The 16,828-nt window shown below is 62.3% G+C and carries 11 protein-coding genes and 1 pseudogene; 6 read left to right on the plus strand and 6 right to left on the minus strand.

Going from position 1 to position 16,828, the window contains the following annotated elements; all coding sequences use genetic code 11:
* The first annotated feature begins 92 nt into the window (after positions 1–92).
* Complete coding sequence (locus tag A9513_RS33920) at positions 93–1,256, plus strand: MFS transporter (protein ID WP_236175244.1); 1,164 nt, start codon at positions 93–95, stop codon at positions 1,254–1,256.
* 39 nt (positions 1,257–1,295) lie between these two features.
* Here A9513_RS33920 and A9513_RS33925 read toward each other — a convergent pair.
* Positions 1,296–2,266, minus strand: a pseudogene (locus A9513_RS33925) (bile acid:sodium symporter).
* A 146-nt stretch (positions 2,267–2,412) separates the two neighbouring features.
* Between A9513_RS33925 and chrA the strand changes: the two are divergent.
* On the plus strand, positions 2,413–3,609 hold the full coding sequence (gene chrA, locus A9513_RS33930; RefSeq protein WP_043273936.1) for a chromate efflux transporter: 1,197 nt from the start codon (positions 2,413–2,415) through the stop codon (positions 3,607–3,609).
* 273 nt (positions 3,610–3,882) lie between these two features.
* Here chrA and A9513_RS33935 read toward each other — a convergent pair whose 3' ends face one another.
* Positions 3,883–5,145, minus strand: a complete 1,263-nt coding sequence (locus tag A9513_RS33935; RefSeq protein WP_236175246.1) for an OprD family porin — start codon at positions 5,143–5,145, stop codon at positions 3,883–3,885.
* Positions 5,146–5,572: 427 nt separating this feature from the next.
* Between A9513_RS33935 and A9513_RS33940 the strand changes: the two genes are divergently transcribed.
* Both A9513_RS33940 and A9513_RS33945 read left to right on the plus strand, forming a co-directional pair.
* Positions 5,573–6,247 (plus strand): heavy metal response regulator transcription factor, encoded by a 675-nt coding sequence (locus A9513_RS33940; RefSeq protein WP_043273934.1) that lies wholly within the window; start codon positions 5,573–5,575, stop codon positions 6,245–6,247.
* Positions 6,244–7,623 (plus strand): heavy metal sensor histidine kinase, encoded by a 1,380-nt coding sequence (locus A9513_RS33945; protein ID WP_043273932.1) that lies wholly within the window; start codon positions 6,244–6,246, stop codon positions 7,621–7,623. The genes A9513_RS33940 and A9513_RS33945 overlap by 4 nt, the downstream gene beginning before the upstream one ends.
* Before the next feature lie 601 nt (positions 7,624–8,224).
* Here the strand turns inward: A9513_RS33945 and A9513_RS33950 are convergent.
* The 3 genes from A9513_RS33950 to A9513_RS33960 all read right to left on the minus strand — a co-directional run bounded on the left by A9513_RS33950 (position 8,225) and on the right by A9513_RS33960 (position 14,051).
* Positions 8,225–11,389: a CusA/CzcA family heavy metal efflux RND transporter gene (locus A9513_RS33950; RefSeq protein WP_065086635.1), complete on the minus strand. Its 3,165-nt coding sequence runs from the start codon at positions 11,387–11,389 to the stop codon at positions 8,225–8,227.
* Between the two features lie 12 nt (positions 11,390–11,401).
* A complete protein-coding gene (locus A9513_RS33955; RefSeq protein ID WP_043273929.1) occupies positions 11,402–12,658 on the minus strand; it encodes an efflux RND transporter periplasmic adaptor subunit in 1,257 nt (418 codons plus the stop codon).
* Positions 12,659–12,851: 193 nt separating this feature from the next.
* Positions 12,852–14,051 carry a TolC family protein gene (locus A9513_RS33960; protein ID WP_236175243.1) on the minus strand — a complete coding sequence of 400 codons (1,200 nt, stop codon included), beginning with the start codon at positions 14,049–14,051 and terminating at the stop codon, positions 12,852–12,854.
* A gap of 347 nt (positions 14,052–14,398) precedes the next feature.
* On the opposite strand from A9513_RS33960, the gene A9513_RS33965 reads away from it, so the two are divergent.
* A complete protein-coding gene (locus A9513_RS33965) occupies positions 14,399–15,073 on the plus strand; it encodes a heavy metal response regulator transcription factor (RefSeq protein WP_043273927.1) in 675 nt (224 codons plus the stop codon).
* Positions 15,070–16,455 carry a heavy metal sensor histidine kinase gene (locus A9513_RS33970; protein WP_043273926.1) on the plus strand — a complete coding sequence of 462 codons (1,386 nt, stop codon included), beginning with the start codon at positions 15,070–15,072 and terminating at the stop codon, positions 16,453–16,455. Before A9513_RS33965 ends, A9513_RS33970 begins: the two co-directional genes overlap by 4 nt.
* 1 nt (position 16,456) lies before the next feature.
* Here the strand turns inward: A9513_RS33970 and A9513_RS33975 are convergent, their stop codons facing one another.
* The gene (locus A9513_RS33975; protein WP_236225492.1) at positions 16,457–16,819 is read right to left on the minus strand and encodes a DUF2790 domain-containing protein; all 363 of its coding nucleotides are present in this window, start codon (positions 16,817–16,819) and stop codon (positions 16,457–16,459) included.
* Positions 16,820–16,828 lie beyond the last annotated feature (9 nt).

Here is a 16,828-nt window from a genome sequence, read left to right on the forward strand (position 1 = left end):
TCCAATACTTCCACTCCTTGATCGTCGCCACTGCCACTTCCGGCAGACGACCTCCGGAACCCAACCCAGGCCCCGCAATGTTCAGACAATCCATGCACCGCCAGGTGCTCATCCTCGCCATCGCCCAAGCCTTGTTCCAGACCGTTTCGGTACTGGTGATGACGGTCGGCGGCTTGGCGGGCAGCCATCTCTCTTCCCGGCCGGAATTGGCCACAACGCCCATTGCCAGCATGTTCCTGGGGACCGCAGTGGCCATGTTCCCCGCGTCCATCTGGATGACCCTGGTCGGTAGACGTGCAGGTTTTCTGGTGGGTAGCTCGCTGGGTGTACTGGCCGGACTGGTCGCCGCGCTCGGCATCTGGATGGGCTCATTAGCGGTACTTGCGCTGGGCACCTTCCTGGTCGGCACGTACCAGGCCTTCGCTCAGTTCTATCGCTTCGCGGCCAGCGAGGTCGCCAACGACAGCTTCCGTCCCAAGGCGATTTCATTAGTCCTGGGTGGAGGCATCGTCGCGGCGCTGCTTGGCCCTACCCTGGGGCGATTCGGCGGTCCGCTACTGGAGCCGCTCTATCTGGGCTCGTTCCTTTTGCTAGCGGTGGTTTCGTTGGTGGCAATGGGCGTTCTGTTCTTCCTTGAAATGCCCAAAGGAGAGATTGCGCAGATCGATCACGACCAAGGCCGCCCCTGGGGGCAGATCGTGAGGCAGCCGACCTACCTGGTGTCGCTCTTCGGCGCAGCAACTGGCTACGGAATCATGATCCTGGCGATGACCGCCACCCCGCTCGCCATGGTGCATCATCAGCATGGTCTGGGCGCTGCCGCCACCGTCATCCAACTGCACGTACTGGGCATGTTCCTACCTTCGTTCTTTACAGGTGCGCTGATCTCACGCCTGGGAGTGTTGTGGGTAATGTTGCTGGGCGTGCTGCTGCTCGCCACCCATGTGCTGATGACCTGGACAGGGACCGGCTTCAACTCCTTTGCCAGTGCTCTGGTGCTGTTAGGTATGGGCTGGAACTTCCTCTACATCGGCGGGACGACGCTGCTCACCAGTACCTACAGCCCCGCCGAAAAAGGCCGGGCGCAGGCCACCAACGACATGACCATCTTCGCGGTGGGCCTGGCCTGTTCTTTCAGCGCTGGCGGCCTTCTGCAGCTGCTGGGCTGGCAGACACTGAATCTGCTGCTGTTGCCATGGCTGGTTCTTGCAGCGCTGGCAATTGTCTGGTTGAAGGTTCGCGCGTCTATCCAGTAGTAGCCTACCGGCAGGCGCATGACTGTAGTGAAAGCTGCTTCAGGCATCTGGCCGCCCGGCCCTGATCAATGCCGGAATGGCTCGCAGGTAGATCAGCTCACCCACCAGCTCCACCAGGGTTTGAGTTATCACGGCAGCCGCTGCCATCAGGCGCACTGACTCCGGGAGCGCCATGGCAAGGGGTAACACCACCAGAGAGTTTCGAGTGGCGGCGCTAAAGGCCACAGCCCGTCTCTCTGGAATCGCCAATCCCCAGGCTTTCGCGCAAAGTGCGCCGGTCGCAGGGGCCAGTACCATGAACGCGGCGTATATCGGCAACAGCGGCGCCAGTGTTTGCAGTTGGCCAATCACGGTAGCGATTTGCGACCCGACCACGGCGATCAGTACTCCCGCCATGGCGGGAACCGGCATCCAGGCCCAGGCCGCACTCCAGCTTGCAGCCGCACTCCAGCGCTGGGCCGTTGCCTGGGATATTACGGCGAGCAGCAATGGCACCACGATCAGCAACACGAACGCTTCGGCAAAGGGCATCAGGTCGATGACCACAGCCGAAGCGCCGCCGAGCATGAGAGAAAGGTAGAGCGGCAACAGAATCAGTTGCAGCAGCAGTAGAACCGGAGTTGCCGCCAGCACCAGCCGTGAATCGCCTTTTCCCAGATGGGTAAATACCACCACATAGTCGATACAGGGCGTCAACAGGACCAGCAGGGCCCCAACCAGCAGAGCACGATCTCCAGCGACAGGCAGCGTCAGCAGCCAGACCAGTAGCGGTACGACCACGAAGTTTGCCGTTAGCAGGGCCCCATGAATCGCCAATTGCCGAACGCCTGGCGCAGCTCCAGAAAAGGGATCTGCAGGAACATCGCGTACATGAGTATCGCGATCATTGGCTTGATTGCCGCCGTAGCGATGCCGGCGAAACTTGGCGACAGCAGTCCCGCCAAGGCAGCCAAGCCAACCGAAGCAAAGTAAACAGCGATCTGATAACGCTCCAATGAATCGCGAGTCACGCCTATGTCCGCCTTTTCCAAGTTATCGAGGGGCGCTCATTCTTGCAGAGACGTAGTTGATATTCCTCTTCGCCGTCACAACGAAATTCTCACCGGCCTCAGGTATCGTGCTGTTTCGACTTCCACCCCGGACACTGACACCTCCCATGGCTAACGCAGCCTCTTCCACCCTCAGCGTGTTCCTCGCCTTTCTACGCCTGGGCCTGACCTCCTTTGGTGGCCCGATCGCCCATATCGGTTACTTCCGCGAAGAGTTCGTGGTGCGGCGGCGCTGGCTGGAAGAGCGAACCTTCACCGACCTGGTTGCGCTATGCCAATTCCTTCCAGGCCCGGCCAGCAGCCAAGTGGGAATGGCCATCGGGCTGTCCCGGGCAGGCTATGGCGGAGCCATGGCTGCCTGGGTCGGTTTCACGCTTCCCTCGGCCGTCGTGCTGATTCTTTTCGCGCTGGGCCTGTCCCAGCATGCGCAGTGGATTCCCTCCGGCGCCCTGCATGGTTTGAAAGTCGTCGCGGTCGCCGTGGTCGCCCAAGCGGTCTGGGGCATGGCCCGCAACATGTGTCCGGATGCACCCAGAATCACGCTGATGTTGGGGGCAGCGGTTGCGGCGCTGATGTCCGCCTCTGCCTGGACGCAAGTAGGGATCATCCTGCTGACCGGCGCCGTCGGCGCGATATTGTTCAGACCTGCGCAAAGCAACGGGCACGAAGCACTGCGCATTCCCATCAGCGCTCGAACCGGCGCGCTGTGGCTGGCCGCCTTCGTCGCGCTGCTGCTAATCCTGCCCGTTCTCGCATCGTTGACCGCCAACCCAGTGCTGACCCGAATCGACGCTTTCTACCGTACCGGCTCCCTGGTTTTCGGTGGTGGCCACGTCGTACTGCCGCTGCTACAGGCCGAGGTCGTCGAGCCCGGCTGGGTCAGCAACGAAACCTTCCTCGCCGGCTACGGCGCGACCCAGGCGGTACCGGGCCCGTTGTTCAGCTTCGCTGCCTTCCTCGGCGCCTCGATGCAGAGCGGCCCCACCGGCTGGGGCGGCGGGCTGCTCTATCTTCTGGCAGTCTTCCTGCCCTCCTTCCTGCTGATCGCCGGCGCGCTGCCCTTCTGGGAACGGCTGCGTCGCTATCGACGAGCGCAGGCAGGCATGCTGGGTGTAAACGCAGGAGTGGTCGGATTGCTGCTTGCAGCGCTTTACCAGCCGGTCTGGACCAGCGCGATTCTCGATACCGGAGACTTCATACTGGCGTTACTGGCACTGGCAGCTTTGCAGTGGTGGAAACTACCGGCATGGCTGGTGGTGTGTGCCACCGCCGTAAGCGGTGCTGTGATGCAGGCCTCTAACTAGCCTTTGCCGTTGACGCAAACCTCTGCCGAAGGCCTGGCCAGGGGCATAAAAAAAGGCGCCCGTTAAGGGCGCCTAATAAATTCACCTCTTCCAAAGGAGCAATTAAGCTTCAAAGGTGAACTCTAGGGTAGAACCCGGCCTTGCGACCGGGCAGAACAATGCCGACAAAATCAAAAAAGGTTGAATCGCACAGAAATATTAACGATTCCCCTCTGACATGAAGATGGAGGCAACATTAAATTCCTGTCATCTTTCCTGCCGTGATTTCAGTGATCAGAGAACCGAGAGCGGGTACTCCACGATCAGACGAGTTTCATCGAGATCGGACTCGAACTGGGTTGCACGAGTGGTTGCCTGACGCAGTCGGAAGGACAAGTCTTTGAACTGTCCAGTCTGCACTACATATTTGGCTTCGATATCTCGCTCCCAGCGCTTCTGGTTGGTCAGCGGATTACCGTCGGCATCGCGGCGCATATAAACGCTGTTGGCGTTGGAGTAGTCGATATCGCTGCCGCGACCGTAACGGGTCATGAAGGTCAGGCCGGGCACGCCGTAACGCTCCATATCCAGGTCGTAACGCACCATCCACGACTTCTCCTTGGGCGAGTTGAAGTCGCTGTACTGGATGGAGTTGTCCAAGAAGATCGAGTCCGACTGGCGCAGGTAGTCGAAATCGTCGTTGCCGTTGTTCTGCTGGTGAGAAACGGAAACGGTATGGGCGCCAAACTGCAGCCCAACCTTGCCCGCCCAGATGTTGTTGTTGAACTCGCCGAGCAGCTTCTTGCCCTCGTCGACGGCCTTGTAGTAGTTGAAGTCGCCGATCAGCATCAGCTCTTCCGCCAGCGGATAGGCCAGGTAGGCACCGAAGTAATGCTGATTCCAGGCATCCTTCAGGCGGCTGGTGTACAGGCTCACGCTGACGTTCTTGTTGATCGCGTAATCACCACCGCCGTAAGCCACCCAGGGCGAATCCACCGGACCCGCATAGAAGGTGGCGAACTGGTCGCGCATGTTGCTGGAGGTCGGCTGGCTCATGGAGTGCAGACGACCGCCCTGCAGGGTCAGGCCCTCAAGGCTGGTATTGCTCAGGGTCACACCCCGGAAGGATTCGGGCAGCAGGCGCGAATCGCCAAATGCCACGACGGGCGTCGCCGGGAAGACATCGCCCACCTTGACTTCGGTATCGAAGGCGCGCGCCTTCACGGCGCCGCCGACCTTGGTGAATTCATCGCGTGCCTTGCCTTCGCTGTCCACCGGCATCATGTCGAAGGAGCTGCGCCCACCGTTACGGCCATCGCCGGTATCCAGCTTCAGGGCGATCATGGCGAAGGCGTCCACGCCTACACCAACGGTGCCCTGGGTGTAGCCCGACTCGAACTTGCCGATGATGGCATGGGCCCAGGTCTCCGAGTATCCGGCCCCGCCCGGCGCGGTTTCGCCGTTGCGGTTGTCACGGTTGAAGTACATGTTTCGGTTCAGGATCGAGAGCTTGCTGCCCTCGACGAAGCCCTCTTCGGCTTCCGCTGCACCAGCCATCGGGCTGATGCAAGTAAGCGCGGAGAGAGCCACAAGGGATAGGGATGGAATACGGGACATGATTGCTCCATGGTCAATGGCAGTTCTTGTTGGTCTATCAACACCACTATTTTTTATTCAGAGAATGCGTGCAGGTGTTAGCGACCTATGCTTACTGGCCATGTCTAACCGTAGGATTAACTGTTGATTACAATTTTGAAAGAATTCGAATGTAATAAGTCCCTCTTTCGGGGAGGCGGTTGTTATCACCCAGGTGATGGGCAAATTACAAATTTGTAGGATTTATCGAAGTAAGTTTCTTCCACGCTAGAATCCGCCAACAACCCATTCATGGGCTGGGCGCCAATCCGCAATACCCGGTGCGCCGGCAATCCAACGGACATGACGCACCCGCCATACCCCGCCTTAACGTTTCAGAGTGTCGTTCATGCGGATACTTGTTGTTGAAGATGAAGAAAAAACCGCCTCCTATATCAAACAAGGTCTCACCGAAAGCGGATTTATCGTTGATCGTGCCGCCAACGGCGTCGATGCACTGCATCTATTCGGCCATAACAACTACGAACTTATCCTGCTCGATGTGAATATCCCCAGCATCGATGGCTGGGGCGTGCTCGAATTCATCCGCAAGACCAGCCGCGTTCGTATCCTCATGCTCACCGGGCGCAGCCGGTTGAATGACCGGATCAAGGGGCTCGATGCCGGCGCCGACGATTACATGACCAAGCCCTTCGAGTTCCCCGAACTGCTGGCCAGAGTAAGGGCCCTGATGCGGCGCGGCGACAGCCTGAGCGAAACACCGACGTTCAGGGTTGCCGACCTGGAGCTGGACCCTGGCCGCCATCGCGCCTTCCGCGGTGATCACCGCATCGACCTGACCACCAAGGAGTTCGCCTTGCTCCAGCTGTTGATGAGCCGTACCGGCGAAGTGCTCAGTCGCACGCAGATCATCTCGCTGGTGTGGGACATGAACTTCGACTGCGACACCAACGTGATCGACGTTTCCATACGCAGGCTTCGGGCGAAGATCGATGACCCGTTCGAGACGAAGCTGATCCACACCATTCGCGGCGTCGGCTATGTGCTCGAGGACCGTACATGAGCCTGGCCACTCGGCTGGGCGTCAATGTGGGCCTGATGACCGCCATCCTGGTCGCCGCCCTGGCAGTCGTCTGCTATTTCCTGCTGTCGCAAGGGCTGGAGCGCTCGGTCAAGACCACCCTGGGAGCGAAGATGGTCAGCGTTGCCCACAGCGTTTCGCAGATGAGCGAGATCGGCGAGATTCGCAGCGAACCACACATCCTGATGGATCTCGCGCTGGGGCACACCAACATGTTCCTCAACATCTACACACCGTCGGATCGCCAGAAGCCCCTGCTGACCATTGGCACCCTGAAGGTCGCTTTCAACCCGCCCTCGCTGGACCTGGGGCGTGATCTGAACTTTCACGAGTGGCGCGACGAGGGTGGTCGCCCAATGCTGAGCGTCGCGCAAGCGCTGAGCATCAAGGACGGAAGCCCGGTAGTGGTGTACCTGACGATCGACAGGACATCGGACCGGGAGCTGCTCAACTCGATTTCCCGCACGGCGCTCGTGGCCTACCCCTCCGTGCTGCTACTGATCCTGTTCCTCGCCTGGTGGACGGTCAGGCAGGGACTCAAGCCGCTGAACAGCTTCCTGCGTGTAGCCTCGAAAGTTTCGACCGACAATCTGGACCATCGCCTGCCCACCGAGCGGCTGCCGGCGGAGCTGGGCAACCTCGCCGAGGGCATCAACGTCATGCTCAATCGGCTGGACGATGGCGTGCAGCAGTTGTCGCAATTCTCCGATGATCTGGCCCACGAGCTGCGCGCGCCCATCACCAACCTGATGGGCAAGGCACAGGTGGCGCTGACGCGCACCCGCTCCCCCGAGGAATACCGCGACGTGCTCGAATGCTGCACCGAGGAGCTCGACCGTCTGACGCGCATCGTCGCCGACATGCTGTTCCTGGCCCACGTCAGCCACCCGCTGGAGCTGGTGCATTTCGAGCGCGTGAACCTTCGCGACGAAGCCGAGCGGGTCTGCGATCTGTTCAGCCTTTCCGCCGAAGAGGCTGGTGTGGAGCTGCAGATCGAGGGCGAGGCAACCGTCAGCGGCAATCGCCTGATGATCCAGCGAGCGATCTCCAATCTACTGTCCAACGCGATTCGTTACTGCCCCTCGGGCTCGGCCGTGACCCTGCACATTGCAACGTACGGCTCCAGCGCGCGCCTAAGTGTCAGCAATCCCGGCAAAGGCATCCCCGCCGAACATCTGCCGCACCTGTTCGAACGCTTCTACCGGGTCGACAAGAGCCGTGCGCGCAGTGAAGGCGGGACGGGCCTGGGCCTTGCCATTGTGCGTTCGATCATGACGCTGCACCAGGGCGCTGCAGATGTCGAAGTAGCGCCGGACCGGGTCACCCGCTTCTACCTCGAATTCCCATCGCAACACTGAGCGCAGTCCAGCTGCCGCTCATTTGCGCAAGGCGCCGAGCGGCGGCAAACGCCGCCCCTCTCTTCGAATCACCCTCTTCGCCATCGCTCTCGCGCCACTTGCCTCCCATCAGCCCGACCTGCCGCGCACGCAGCGCCCATTCCAGTCGCGGTGCCCTGCAAACTGGCCGACCATGGGTAGCTCCGAGCCGGAGGGCGGCTTCAGCCGCTGCAGGTTGTCCCGGCGTGGCCAGGAAAAAGCAGCGTGGAGAGGCGCGCGGTCAAGCTGTCGAAATTGTCACACCGTGCTCACCGACGCGTTAAACGGCCGAAGGTATAACGGTAAGCGTCACCTTCCCCAAGACGGTGGCTGATTTCCCTATCCGTTTCTCCTCCCAGTGCTCCAGACTTCCTTTGGGGGAAGAGAAACCCTCCGCAGCGCCCTCCCGGGCGCTTTTTTTTGCCCGCCATCCCGCCTGCCGCTGCGCGCGCTCACATCCAGTACCCGAATCCCGGGCTTGGCTACCGTGGCTTCGCCTGTGCGTTGATGGAGCAGGACGGGAGGCGCCCACAAAAAAGGCGGCACCCTCAGGTGCCGCCTTTTCCGTTGCTGGTCGTCAGGATCAGTAAAGCGCCGGCGCATCCTCGCTGGCCTCGGCATCTTCGTCCTTGCGATGCATCCAGCGATACAGCGCCGGTAGCACCAGCAACGTCAGCGTGGTGGAGGACAGAATGCCGCCAATCACTACCGTTGCCAGCGGGCGCTGCACCTCGGCGCCAGTGCCGGTGGCCAGAGCCATGGGCACGAAGCCCAGCGACGCTACCAGAGCCGTCATCAGCACCGGCCGCAGACGCGTCAGCGCCCCTTCGCGAATCGCGGCGTCAAGGCTGCGTCCCTCCTCTCGCAGGCTGCGGATGAAGGAGATCATCACCAGGCCATTGAGCACCGCCACGCCGGACAAAGCGATGAAACCGACGCCAGCGGAGATCGACAATGGGATGTCCCGCAGCCACAAAGCCACCACGCCGCCGGTCAATGCGAAGGGAATACCGGTGAACACCAGCAAGCCATCGCGCACGTTGTTGAACATCATCATCAGCAGCGTGAACACCAGCAGCAGCGCCACCGGCACCACGATCTGCAGGCGCTGCGCCGCCGACTGCAGTTGCTCGAACTGCCCACCCCAGGTGGTCCAGTAGCCGGCCTGCAGCTTGACCTGCTGCTCCAGGCTCTGGCTCGCCTCGGTGACGAAGGAGCCGATATCGCGGCCACGGACGTTGGCGCTCACCACCACCAGGCGCTTACCGTTCTCGCGGCTGACCTGGTTCGGCCCCTGCACCAACTCCAGGCGCGCCACCTCGCCCAGGGTAATGAAGCCGATGCGGGTCGCCGAGCCAGTAGCAGGCACTGGAATCAGCATGCGCGACAGCGCGTCGATGTCGCTGCGCAGTCGCTCAGGAAGGCGCACGATCATGTCGAAACGACGGTCGCCCTCGAACAGTGTGCCAGCCTCGCGACCACCAATGGCCACCGCGACAGTGTCCTGGATGTCGCCAACGTTCAATCCGTAGCGTGCCGCACGCTGGCGGTCGATGTTCACGGTAAGCACCGGCAGGCCGCTGGTCTGCTCGACCTTCACCTCGGAAGAACCCTGGACTTTGCGCAACACGCCAGCGATCTGCTCCGCGGTCTGGTTCAGCACCGCCATGTCATCGCCGAACACCTTCACGGCCACGTCACTGCGTACGCCGGAAATCAGCTCGTTGAAGCGCAACTGGATCGGCTGTGACAGTTCGTAGGCACTCCCGGGCACGCCGTCGGCGGCTTTCTGGATATCCGCTTCCAGTTCGGCACGGCTCTTCTTTGGATCCGGCCACTGGTCCTTGGGCTTGAGCATCACGTAGGCGTCGGAAATGTTCGGCGGCATCGGATCGGAAGCGATTTCCGCGGTGCCGGTGCGGCTGAACATGCGTTCCACCTCGGGCACCTTCGCCAGGACCTGCTTCTCCAACCGCTCCTGCATGGCTACGGACTGCGACAGGCTGGTGCCCGGCGTACGCAGCGACTGCAAGGCGAAGTCGCCCTCGCCAAGGCTGGGAACGAACTCGCTGCCCATGCGGCTGGCGAGCACGCCCGAAAGCACCACCAGCACCGCCGCGAAAGCGAAGATCACTGCGCGACTCCCCATCACCCAGTCCAGCACCGGTTCGTAGGCCCGGCGGGCACCGCGCATCAGCAGGTTTTCCTCTTCCTTGACCTTGCCGGTAATGAACAGCGCGATGGCCGCCGGAACGAAGGTCACCGAGAGGATCATCGCCCCCAGCAGGGCCAACACGACGGTGAAGGCCATGGGGTGGAACATTTTCCCTTCCACGCCGGTGAGGGCGAAGATCGGCARGTACACCACCATGATGATCAAYTGCCCGTAGATCAGCGCGCGGCGCGCYTCCTTCGACGCGGCGAAGACTTCGTGCATYCGCTCGCTGCGGGTCAGCAKGCGGCCRTGGTGCTGCTGYGCGTGGGCCAGGCGGCGGATGGCGTTCTCSACKATCACCACGGCGCCRTCGACGATGATGCCRAAGTCCAGCGCGCCSAGGCTCATCAGGTTGGCRCTGATRCGGTTGCTGAACATGCCGGTGAAGGTGAACAGCATCGCCAGSGGGATCACCATGGCGGTGATCAGCGCCGCRCGGATRTTGCCCAGGAACAGGAAMAGCACCGCGACCACCAGGATCGCGCCCTCGGTGAGGTTGCGCTTCACCGTGGCAATGGCCTTGTCCACCAGTTGAGTACGATCGTAGACGGTCACCGCCTTCACGCCCTGGGGCAGCGTACGGTTAATCTCCGCCAGCTTGTTGGCGGCCGCCAGGGACACGGTACGACTGTTCTCGCCGATCAGCATGAACACCGTACCGAGCACCACTTCCTGGCCATTCTCGGTCGCGGCACCGGTACGCAGTTCCTTGCCCAGATCGACTTCGGCGATATCACGCATACGGATCGGCGTGCCATCGACGTTGGCAACCACGATGTTGGCGATGTCTTCCAGATCCTTTACCTGGCCAGGCGCGCGCACCAGCAACTGCTCGCCGCTGCGCTCGATGTAACCGGCGCCGACGTTGGCGTTGTTGCGCTCCAGGGCGGTGATCAGGTCCGTCAGCGTCAAGCCGTAGGCCGCCAGTCGGCGGGTGTCGGGCGCTACCTGGAACTGCTTGGCGAAGCCGCCGATGGTATTCACCTCGGCCACGCCGGGGACATTGCGCAGCTGCGGTTTGACCACCCAATCCTGAATGACTCGCAGGTCGGTCGGCGTGTAGGGGGAACCATCCTCCTTGCGCGCGCCCTCCTCGGCCTCGATGGTCCACAAGAAGATTTCCCCAAGACCGGTGGAGATCGGCCCCATGGCCGATTCCACGCCCTCGGGCARCTGCTCGCGCGCCTGCTGCAGGCGYTCGTTGACCAGTTGGCGGGCGAAGAACAGRTCGGTRCCGTCCTTGAAGATCACCGTCACCTGGGACAGGCCCGAGCGGGAGATCGAGCGAGTCTGCTGCAGGTCCGGCAGGCCGGCCATCGCCGTCTCCACCGGGTAGGTCACGCGCTGCTCGGTTTCCAGTGGCGAGAAGCCCGGCGCCGAGGTGTTGATCTGCACCTGGACGTTGGTGATGTCCGGCACGGCGTCGATGGGCAGCTTCTGGTAGCTGGCGATGCCCAGCCCGGCCATGCCGAGGACGGCGAGCAGCACCAGRTAGCGCTGCTCGATGGCGAATCGAATGATGCGTTCGAACATGTCAGCGCCTTGTCAGTGAGCGTGGGACGCCGAGCTCTTGCCCAGCTCCGACTTGAGGATGAAGCTGCCTTCGCTGGCGACCTGATCGCCCACCGCCAGGCCATCGATCACTTCCACATGGCCGTCGTTGCGCAGGCCCAGGCTGACCGGGCGTGCCTCGAAGCCTTCGGCGTTGCGGACGAACACGCTGGGCTTTTCCTCCACCGTCTGCACCGCCTGCTCCGGAATGGCCACCGGCACCTGGCGCGCTTGGGCGCTGACTCGCACGTTGACGAACAACCCTGGGCGCCAGGCGCCATCGGGGTTGTTCAGGGTGACGCGGGCTACGGCACTGCGGGTCTGCTCGCCGAGCAGATTGCCGACATAGGCAACGCGGCCCTCGACCTGCATGCCCAGGTCCGGTGCTTCGACTCGCGCGGGCTTGCCGACCTGGATGCGCGCCAGGTCCTGCGGGGCGACGCTGAAGGTCGCCCAGACCCGCGAGAGGTCCGAGAGGGTGAAGGCATTAGTGGTTTCGCTGACCACTTCGCCCTGCACCAGGTGCTTCTCCACTACCACACCGTCGAAGGGGGCCCGCAGCTCGTAACGGTTGCCACCACCGCTGGCGGTAACCCCGCTGAGGGCGCTGGTCTTCTGCTTGGCGTTGGCCAGCGCAATCTGCGCCTCTTCCAATACCTGGCGCGCCTGGAGGTAGTCCTGTTCGGCGGAAATCTTCTCGCGCCACAACTCGCGCTCGCGCTCGAAGGTGGTGTTGGCCAAGGCGACGCGACGCTGCGCCGCGGCCAGCTCGCTGCGCAGCTCGGAGATCTGTTGGCTGGAGATGATGGCCAGCAGGTCGCCTTTCTTAACGCTCTGGCCCAAATCGACCGACACCGACTCCACCACGCCCGCTGTACGCGGCACGATGTGCGCGGTGCGGTCCTGATCGAAGCCGATCTCGCCCGGCAGGCTGACGGCTTCATCGAGCGCACGCGGGGCGGCAGTGACCAGCTTGATGCCCGCGGCGCTGATCTGCTCCGCGCTCAGGTGCAGACCTTCCTCTTCGCCGGCTTCTTCCCCCCCTTCAGCGTTGTGATGCTCGCCATCGGCATGCCCGGACGCCTCCGCATGCGCCGATGCGCCGGCCTCGCCGTGGTGTTCGTTGTCGGCGTGGGTCGCATCGTCCTGATGCGCGCCTGGCTGGCTTTCCCCACCCAGCCAGGTGAAGGCGCTGATACCCAGGACGGACGCCAGTACGACGGCCCCTGCAATGTGGACTCTCTTGACCATGAGGACTCCGGAATGAGCCCGACCGCGCCAAAGGCGTCAGACGTCGGGACTGGAAAATAATTGATGCAGGTCCTGAAACAGGTCATGGACGCACCAGTGCGCCACTCCCAGATCCCGGACGAAACCCGGGGCGGGTGCGCAAGTCGGCAAGACCAGCAGCACCCACCCCACCAGAAAACGCGCCGCGCGCCCTTTAGCGTGAGGCCGAGCCGACATCACCGTAGACACGCTCTATGCGCCCCCAGGCATCGCTGACTTGGGCCAGCGCCTGCAAGTACTGATCGCGAGCGGTAATCAGCGTGCGCTGGGCGTCGAGCACTTCGAGGAAGCCGAACTTGCCCATCTCGAAACCACGGGTGGCGCTCTCTACCGCGGTCTGCGCGGTGGGCAGGATGGTCTGGCGGAAGGCATTCACTTCCATCTGCGCGGTGCTCCACTGCTGCAGGGCCTGCTGCGTTTCCTGGCGCAGCCGCAGTTCGGTGGCATTGCGCAGGTCGCGGGCCTGATCGGCACGGCGCGACTCGGCCAGGATGTTGCCCTGATTGCGGTCGAACAGCGGCAACGGCAGGCTCAGGCCGACGACGGCAATGCGGTCGCGGTTGCCTTCCTCGATGGCCTCCTGGGTGCCGACGGTGACGTCCAGGTCCGGGATGCGCTGAGTGCGCGCCAGGCGCAACGCGGCTTCGCTCTGATCGATGCGGCTCTGCGCAAGACGAAGCGAGGCGCTGTCGCCCAGTCGATCGAGCAGCGTCACATCCGAAGGCAGCTCCGGCAGCGGCCTGGTGGTGTCGCTAAGCACGCTGGTGAAATCGGGGCGCGGCAGGCCCATCAGCACGGCGAGGTTCTGGTAGGCATCGGCGCGATCCCGTGCGGCACGCTCCTGCTCCAGCTTTACTTCCGCCAGCTGCACCTGGGCGCGGTTGGCTTCCAGTGGAGGCGCCTTCCCGGCGTGAACACGACCTTGGGCTGCCTTCACTCCCCGCTCGGCCAATGCCACAGACTGCTGTGCCAGGCGCTCGCGCTCCTGGGCGCGCAGGGCAGAATAGAAGCTGGCAATGACATCGCCGCGCAAGGCGTTGCGTTGCTCTTCGACGCTCAGTGCCGCAACTTCCTCCCCCCGCTCGGCCAGCTCGACGCGCGCGCCGCGCTTGCCGCCCAGCTCGAAGGGTTGGGTCAGGCCGACGGTGGTCGTGCGATTGCGTGACTCGGTGCCCTCCTGCTCCCAGGACAAGGTAGGGTTACGCAGCAATCCCGCCTGCTGGCGAAGCCCCTGGGCAATGCCGATTTCACGGGAGCCGGCGGAGTACGAGGGGTTGTTCGCAACCGCCGCCTGCATCGCCTCCTCGATACCCAGATCACGTGCTGCGGCGGAATTCGACAGACTCCAGGCCACGGCGAGGCCAATGGCCCAACGCCCTCCTGATCGAACTCCCTTTGCGAATCGACTCGAACACACCATAGACCTCACCCGCTGGCTCCAGATTCGACGGCAAGAGCCGTCATTTGCTGCGCCAATCTAAAGGTGAGCCACTAGCGACAAGGTGACTGTCAAATTACAAAGATGTAATCCAGCCCCCCGCGCCAGAGCGGCTGAGCACGACAGCGTTCCGGTAATCCGCAGAAACAGTTACCCAGCCCTGCACCACATTGACCTTGTAGTAACTACAGCTTTTAGACTCCGCGGCCATTGCGCCCCGCACATTGGGGCACTGCCCGATGAAGTAGAGCGGAAGCTGACCGATGAAAATTCTTCTCGTCGAAGACGAACCCAAGACTGCCCAGTACCTGCGGCAGGGGCTGAGCGAAAGCGGTTATGTGGTGGACCACGCCGACAACGGCCTGGACGGACTGCACCTGGCCCGCCAGTTTCCCTACGACCTGATCGTACTGGACGTAAACCTGCCGAAGATGGACGGCTGGGAAGTACTGAGCCAGTTGCGCAGCAAATCCGATACCCGCGTGATGATGCTCACTGCACGCGGCCGCCTCAGCGAAAAGGTCAAAGGCCTGGACCTGGGGGCCGACGACTATCTGCTCAAGCCCTTCGAGTTTCCCGAACTGCTGGCGCGCATCCGCTCCTTGCAGCGGCGCGGAGAGCGTGCGCAACCCAGCCAGGTTCTACAGGTGGCCAATCTGGAGCTGGACCCAGGCCGTCACCGTGCCTTTCGCGGTGAACAGCGCATCGATCTGACCAGCAAGGAATTCACTCTGCTCCAGTTACTGATGAGCCGCAGCGGCGAAGTCCTGTCGCGCACGCAGATCATTTCCCTGGTGTGGGACATGAACTTCGACTGCGATACCAACGTGGTCGAAGTGACTATCCGCCGCCTGCGGGCGAAGGTCGACGATCCGTTCCCCAGCAAGCTGATCCACACGATCAGGGGCGTGGGCTATGTACTGGAGTCACGCGAATGAAGCCGGCTAGCCTGTCGCTGAGGATCGGTTTGTGGGTTGGCCTACTCGGCTCGGTGCTGATGGTGCTGTTGATCACCCTGACCTATCTGGTACTCGAACACCAGCTCGACATCCGCGCGCGGCAGTCGCTGGACAGCAAGATGGATCAGGTTCGCCATCGCCTTGACGAGGACATGGGCCCCGGCATCCTGCCTCAGGGCACCCATGCCCTTCGTGACCTGATCATAGGCCATGACTACCTAAGCCTGACATTGCTACCGACTGCGCCTGGCCTACCTCCGCTGATGCAGACCGAGTCTTTCGTAGACTGGCAGACCCTGGATCGCCTGCCGCTACAAAAGGGCAGTCGCGAATGGACGGCGGGCAACGGCCATAACCTGCTGACTTCGCGCAGTGTCGTGACGCTTGAGAACGGTGAGTCCGTGCGGGTATTTCTCACCCTTGACCGCCACGCCGATGCCGCACTGCTCGGCGCCTTCCTGCGCTCTTCGCTGCTGTCGACGCCGCTGCTTCTGCTACTGATCGCGCTGGGCGCAAGACTCGCGGCGCAACGCGGGCTTCTGCCCTTGCGGCGTTTCGGCAAGGTGGCCGCACTGGTCTCCACCGACGACATGAGCCATCGCATTCCAGTCAAACGCTTGCCGGATGAACTCAAGGATGCCGCTCATGCCCTCAATACCATGCTGGGCCGGCTGGACGAAGGTGTACGGCAACTCACGCAGTTCTCTGACGATCTCTCCCATGAGCTGCGCTCACCGATCAACAACATGCTGGGCAAGACCCAGGTAGCGCTTTCCCGCCCGCGTGACAACGACGCTTACCAGGCAGTGCTGGAGTCCAATGTCGAAGAGCTGGAACGGGTCGCCCGCATCGTCAGCGAAATGCTGTTCCTCGCCCAGGTCAGCCATCCGAAGACCCTCCTGCCCGGCGATCCCGTGCATCTGGCCGCAGAGGCGCACAAAGTTGCCGAGCTGTTCGAACTCAGCGCGGAAGAGAAGGACCTGCAGATTCAAATAACCGGCGATGCACAGGTGCTGGGCGACCGACTGATGATCCAGCGAGCCATCTCCAACCTACTCTCCAACGCGATCCGCCATACCCCTGAGCGGAGCATCGTCGAAGTCCGGATCAGCGAGGATGAATCAGGCATCGCACTGCAGGTTGAAAACCCAGGCTCTGGTATTGCCGCCGAGCACCTGCCACACCTGTTCGAGCGTTTCTATCGCGTCGATCCGAGTCGCACCCGTGCCGCGGGGGGAACCGGGCTGGGTCTGGCCATCGTCAACACGATCATGGACCTGCATCAGGGAACGGTCAGCGCCCAGAGCTCGGAAGCGGGCCCTACCCGCTTCCTGTTGAAATTCCCGCGCCGGGCCGACTGACTCAGCGAATCGAGCGGCAGGCGAAGCGCTCCTGGCGATACTCGACCAATTGCTCTTCGCCGAAGGAGTCCTTGTAGCGCATCTGTACGGGGACCACGCCGCAGTCGCGGCTGAGTGGGGTCACCGAAACGACCTCGGCGATATCCAGGTCCATGCCGTAGGTGTATTGCTTGGCCTGTGCGACCTCTGTGGCCGAGGGTTGAGCAGCCGCCATCGCGTGCTGCCGCGCTTGCTGCATGCGCGAGAAGGTGATGTCGCCACCGCCGTCGGCCAGGGCCAGCGATGTCGAACCGAACAGGACGGTGAACAGAAGAGCGTGCTGAATTTTCATCGTGATCGCCTCGGTGGAGTCAGTGCTATGCATTGACTCCAC

Source organism: Pseudomonas sp. AU12215, assembly GCF_001675465.2.
GTDB lineage: Bacteria > Pseudomonadota > Gammaproteobacteria > Pseudomonadales > Pseudomonadaceae > Pseudomonas > Pseudomonas nitroreducens.

Bases quoted from the DNA above. Each gene is read 5' to 3' on its own strand.
- A9513_RS33920 (WP_236175244.1), top strand. From the start codon at position 93: ATGCACCGCCAGGTGCTCATCCTCGCCATCGCCCAAGCCTTGTTCCAG.
- chrA (WP_043273936.1), top strand. From the start codon at position 2,413: ATGGCTAACGCAGCCTCTTCCACCCTCAGCGTGTTCCTCGCCTTTCTA.
- A9513_RS33935 (WP_236175246.1), bottom strand. From the start codon at position 5,145: ATGGCTGGTGCAGCGGAAGCCGAAGAGGGCTTCGTCGAGGGCAGCAAG.
- A9513_RS33940 (WP_043273934.1), top strand. From the start codon at position 5,573: ATGCGGATACTTGTTGTTGAAGATGAAGAAAAAACCGCCTCCTATATC.
- A9513_RS33945 (WP_043273932.1), top strand. From the start codon at position 6,244: ATGAGCCTGGCCACTCGGCTGGGCGTCAATGTGGGCCTGATGACCGCC.
- A9513_RS33955 (WP_043273929.1), bottom strand. From the start codon at position 12,658: ATGGTCAAGAGAGTCCACATTGCAGGGGCCGTCGTACTGGCGTCCGTC.
- A9513_RS33965 (WP_043273927.1), top strand. From the start codon at position 14,399: ATGAAAATTCTTCTCGTCGAAGACGAACCCAAGACTGCCCAGTACCTG.
- A9513_RS33970 (WP_043273926.1), top strand. From the start codon at position 15,070: ATGAAGCCGGCTAGCCTGTCGCTGAGGATCGGTTTGTGGGTTGGCCTA.
- A9513_RS33975 (WP_236225492.1), bottom strand. From the start codon at position 16,819: ATGCATAGCACTGACTCCACCGAGGCGATCACGATGAAAATTCAGCAC.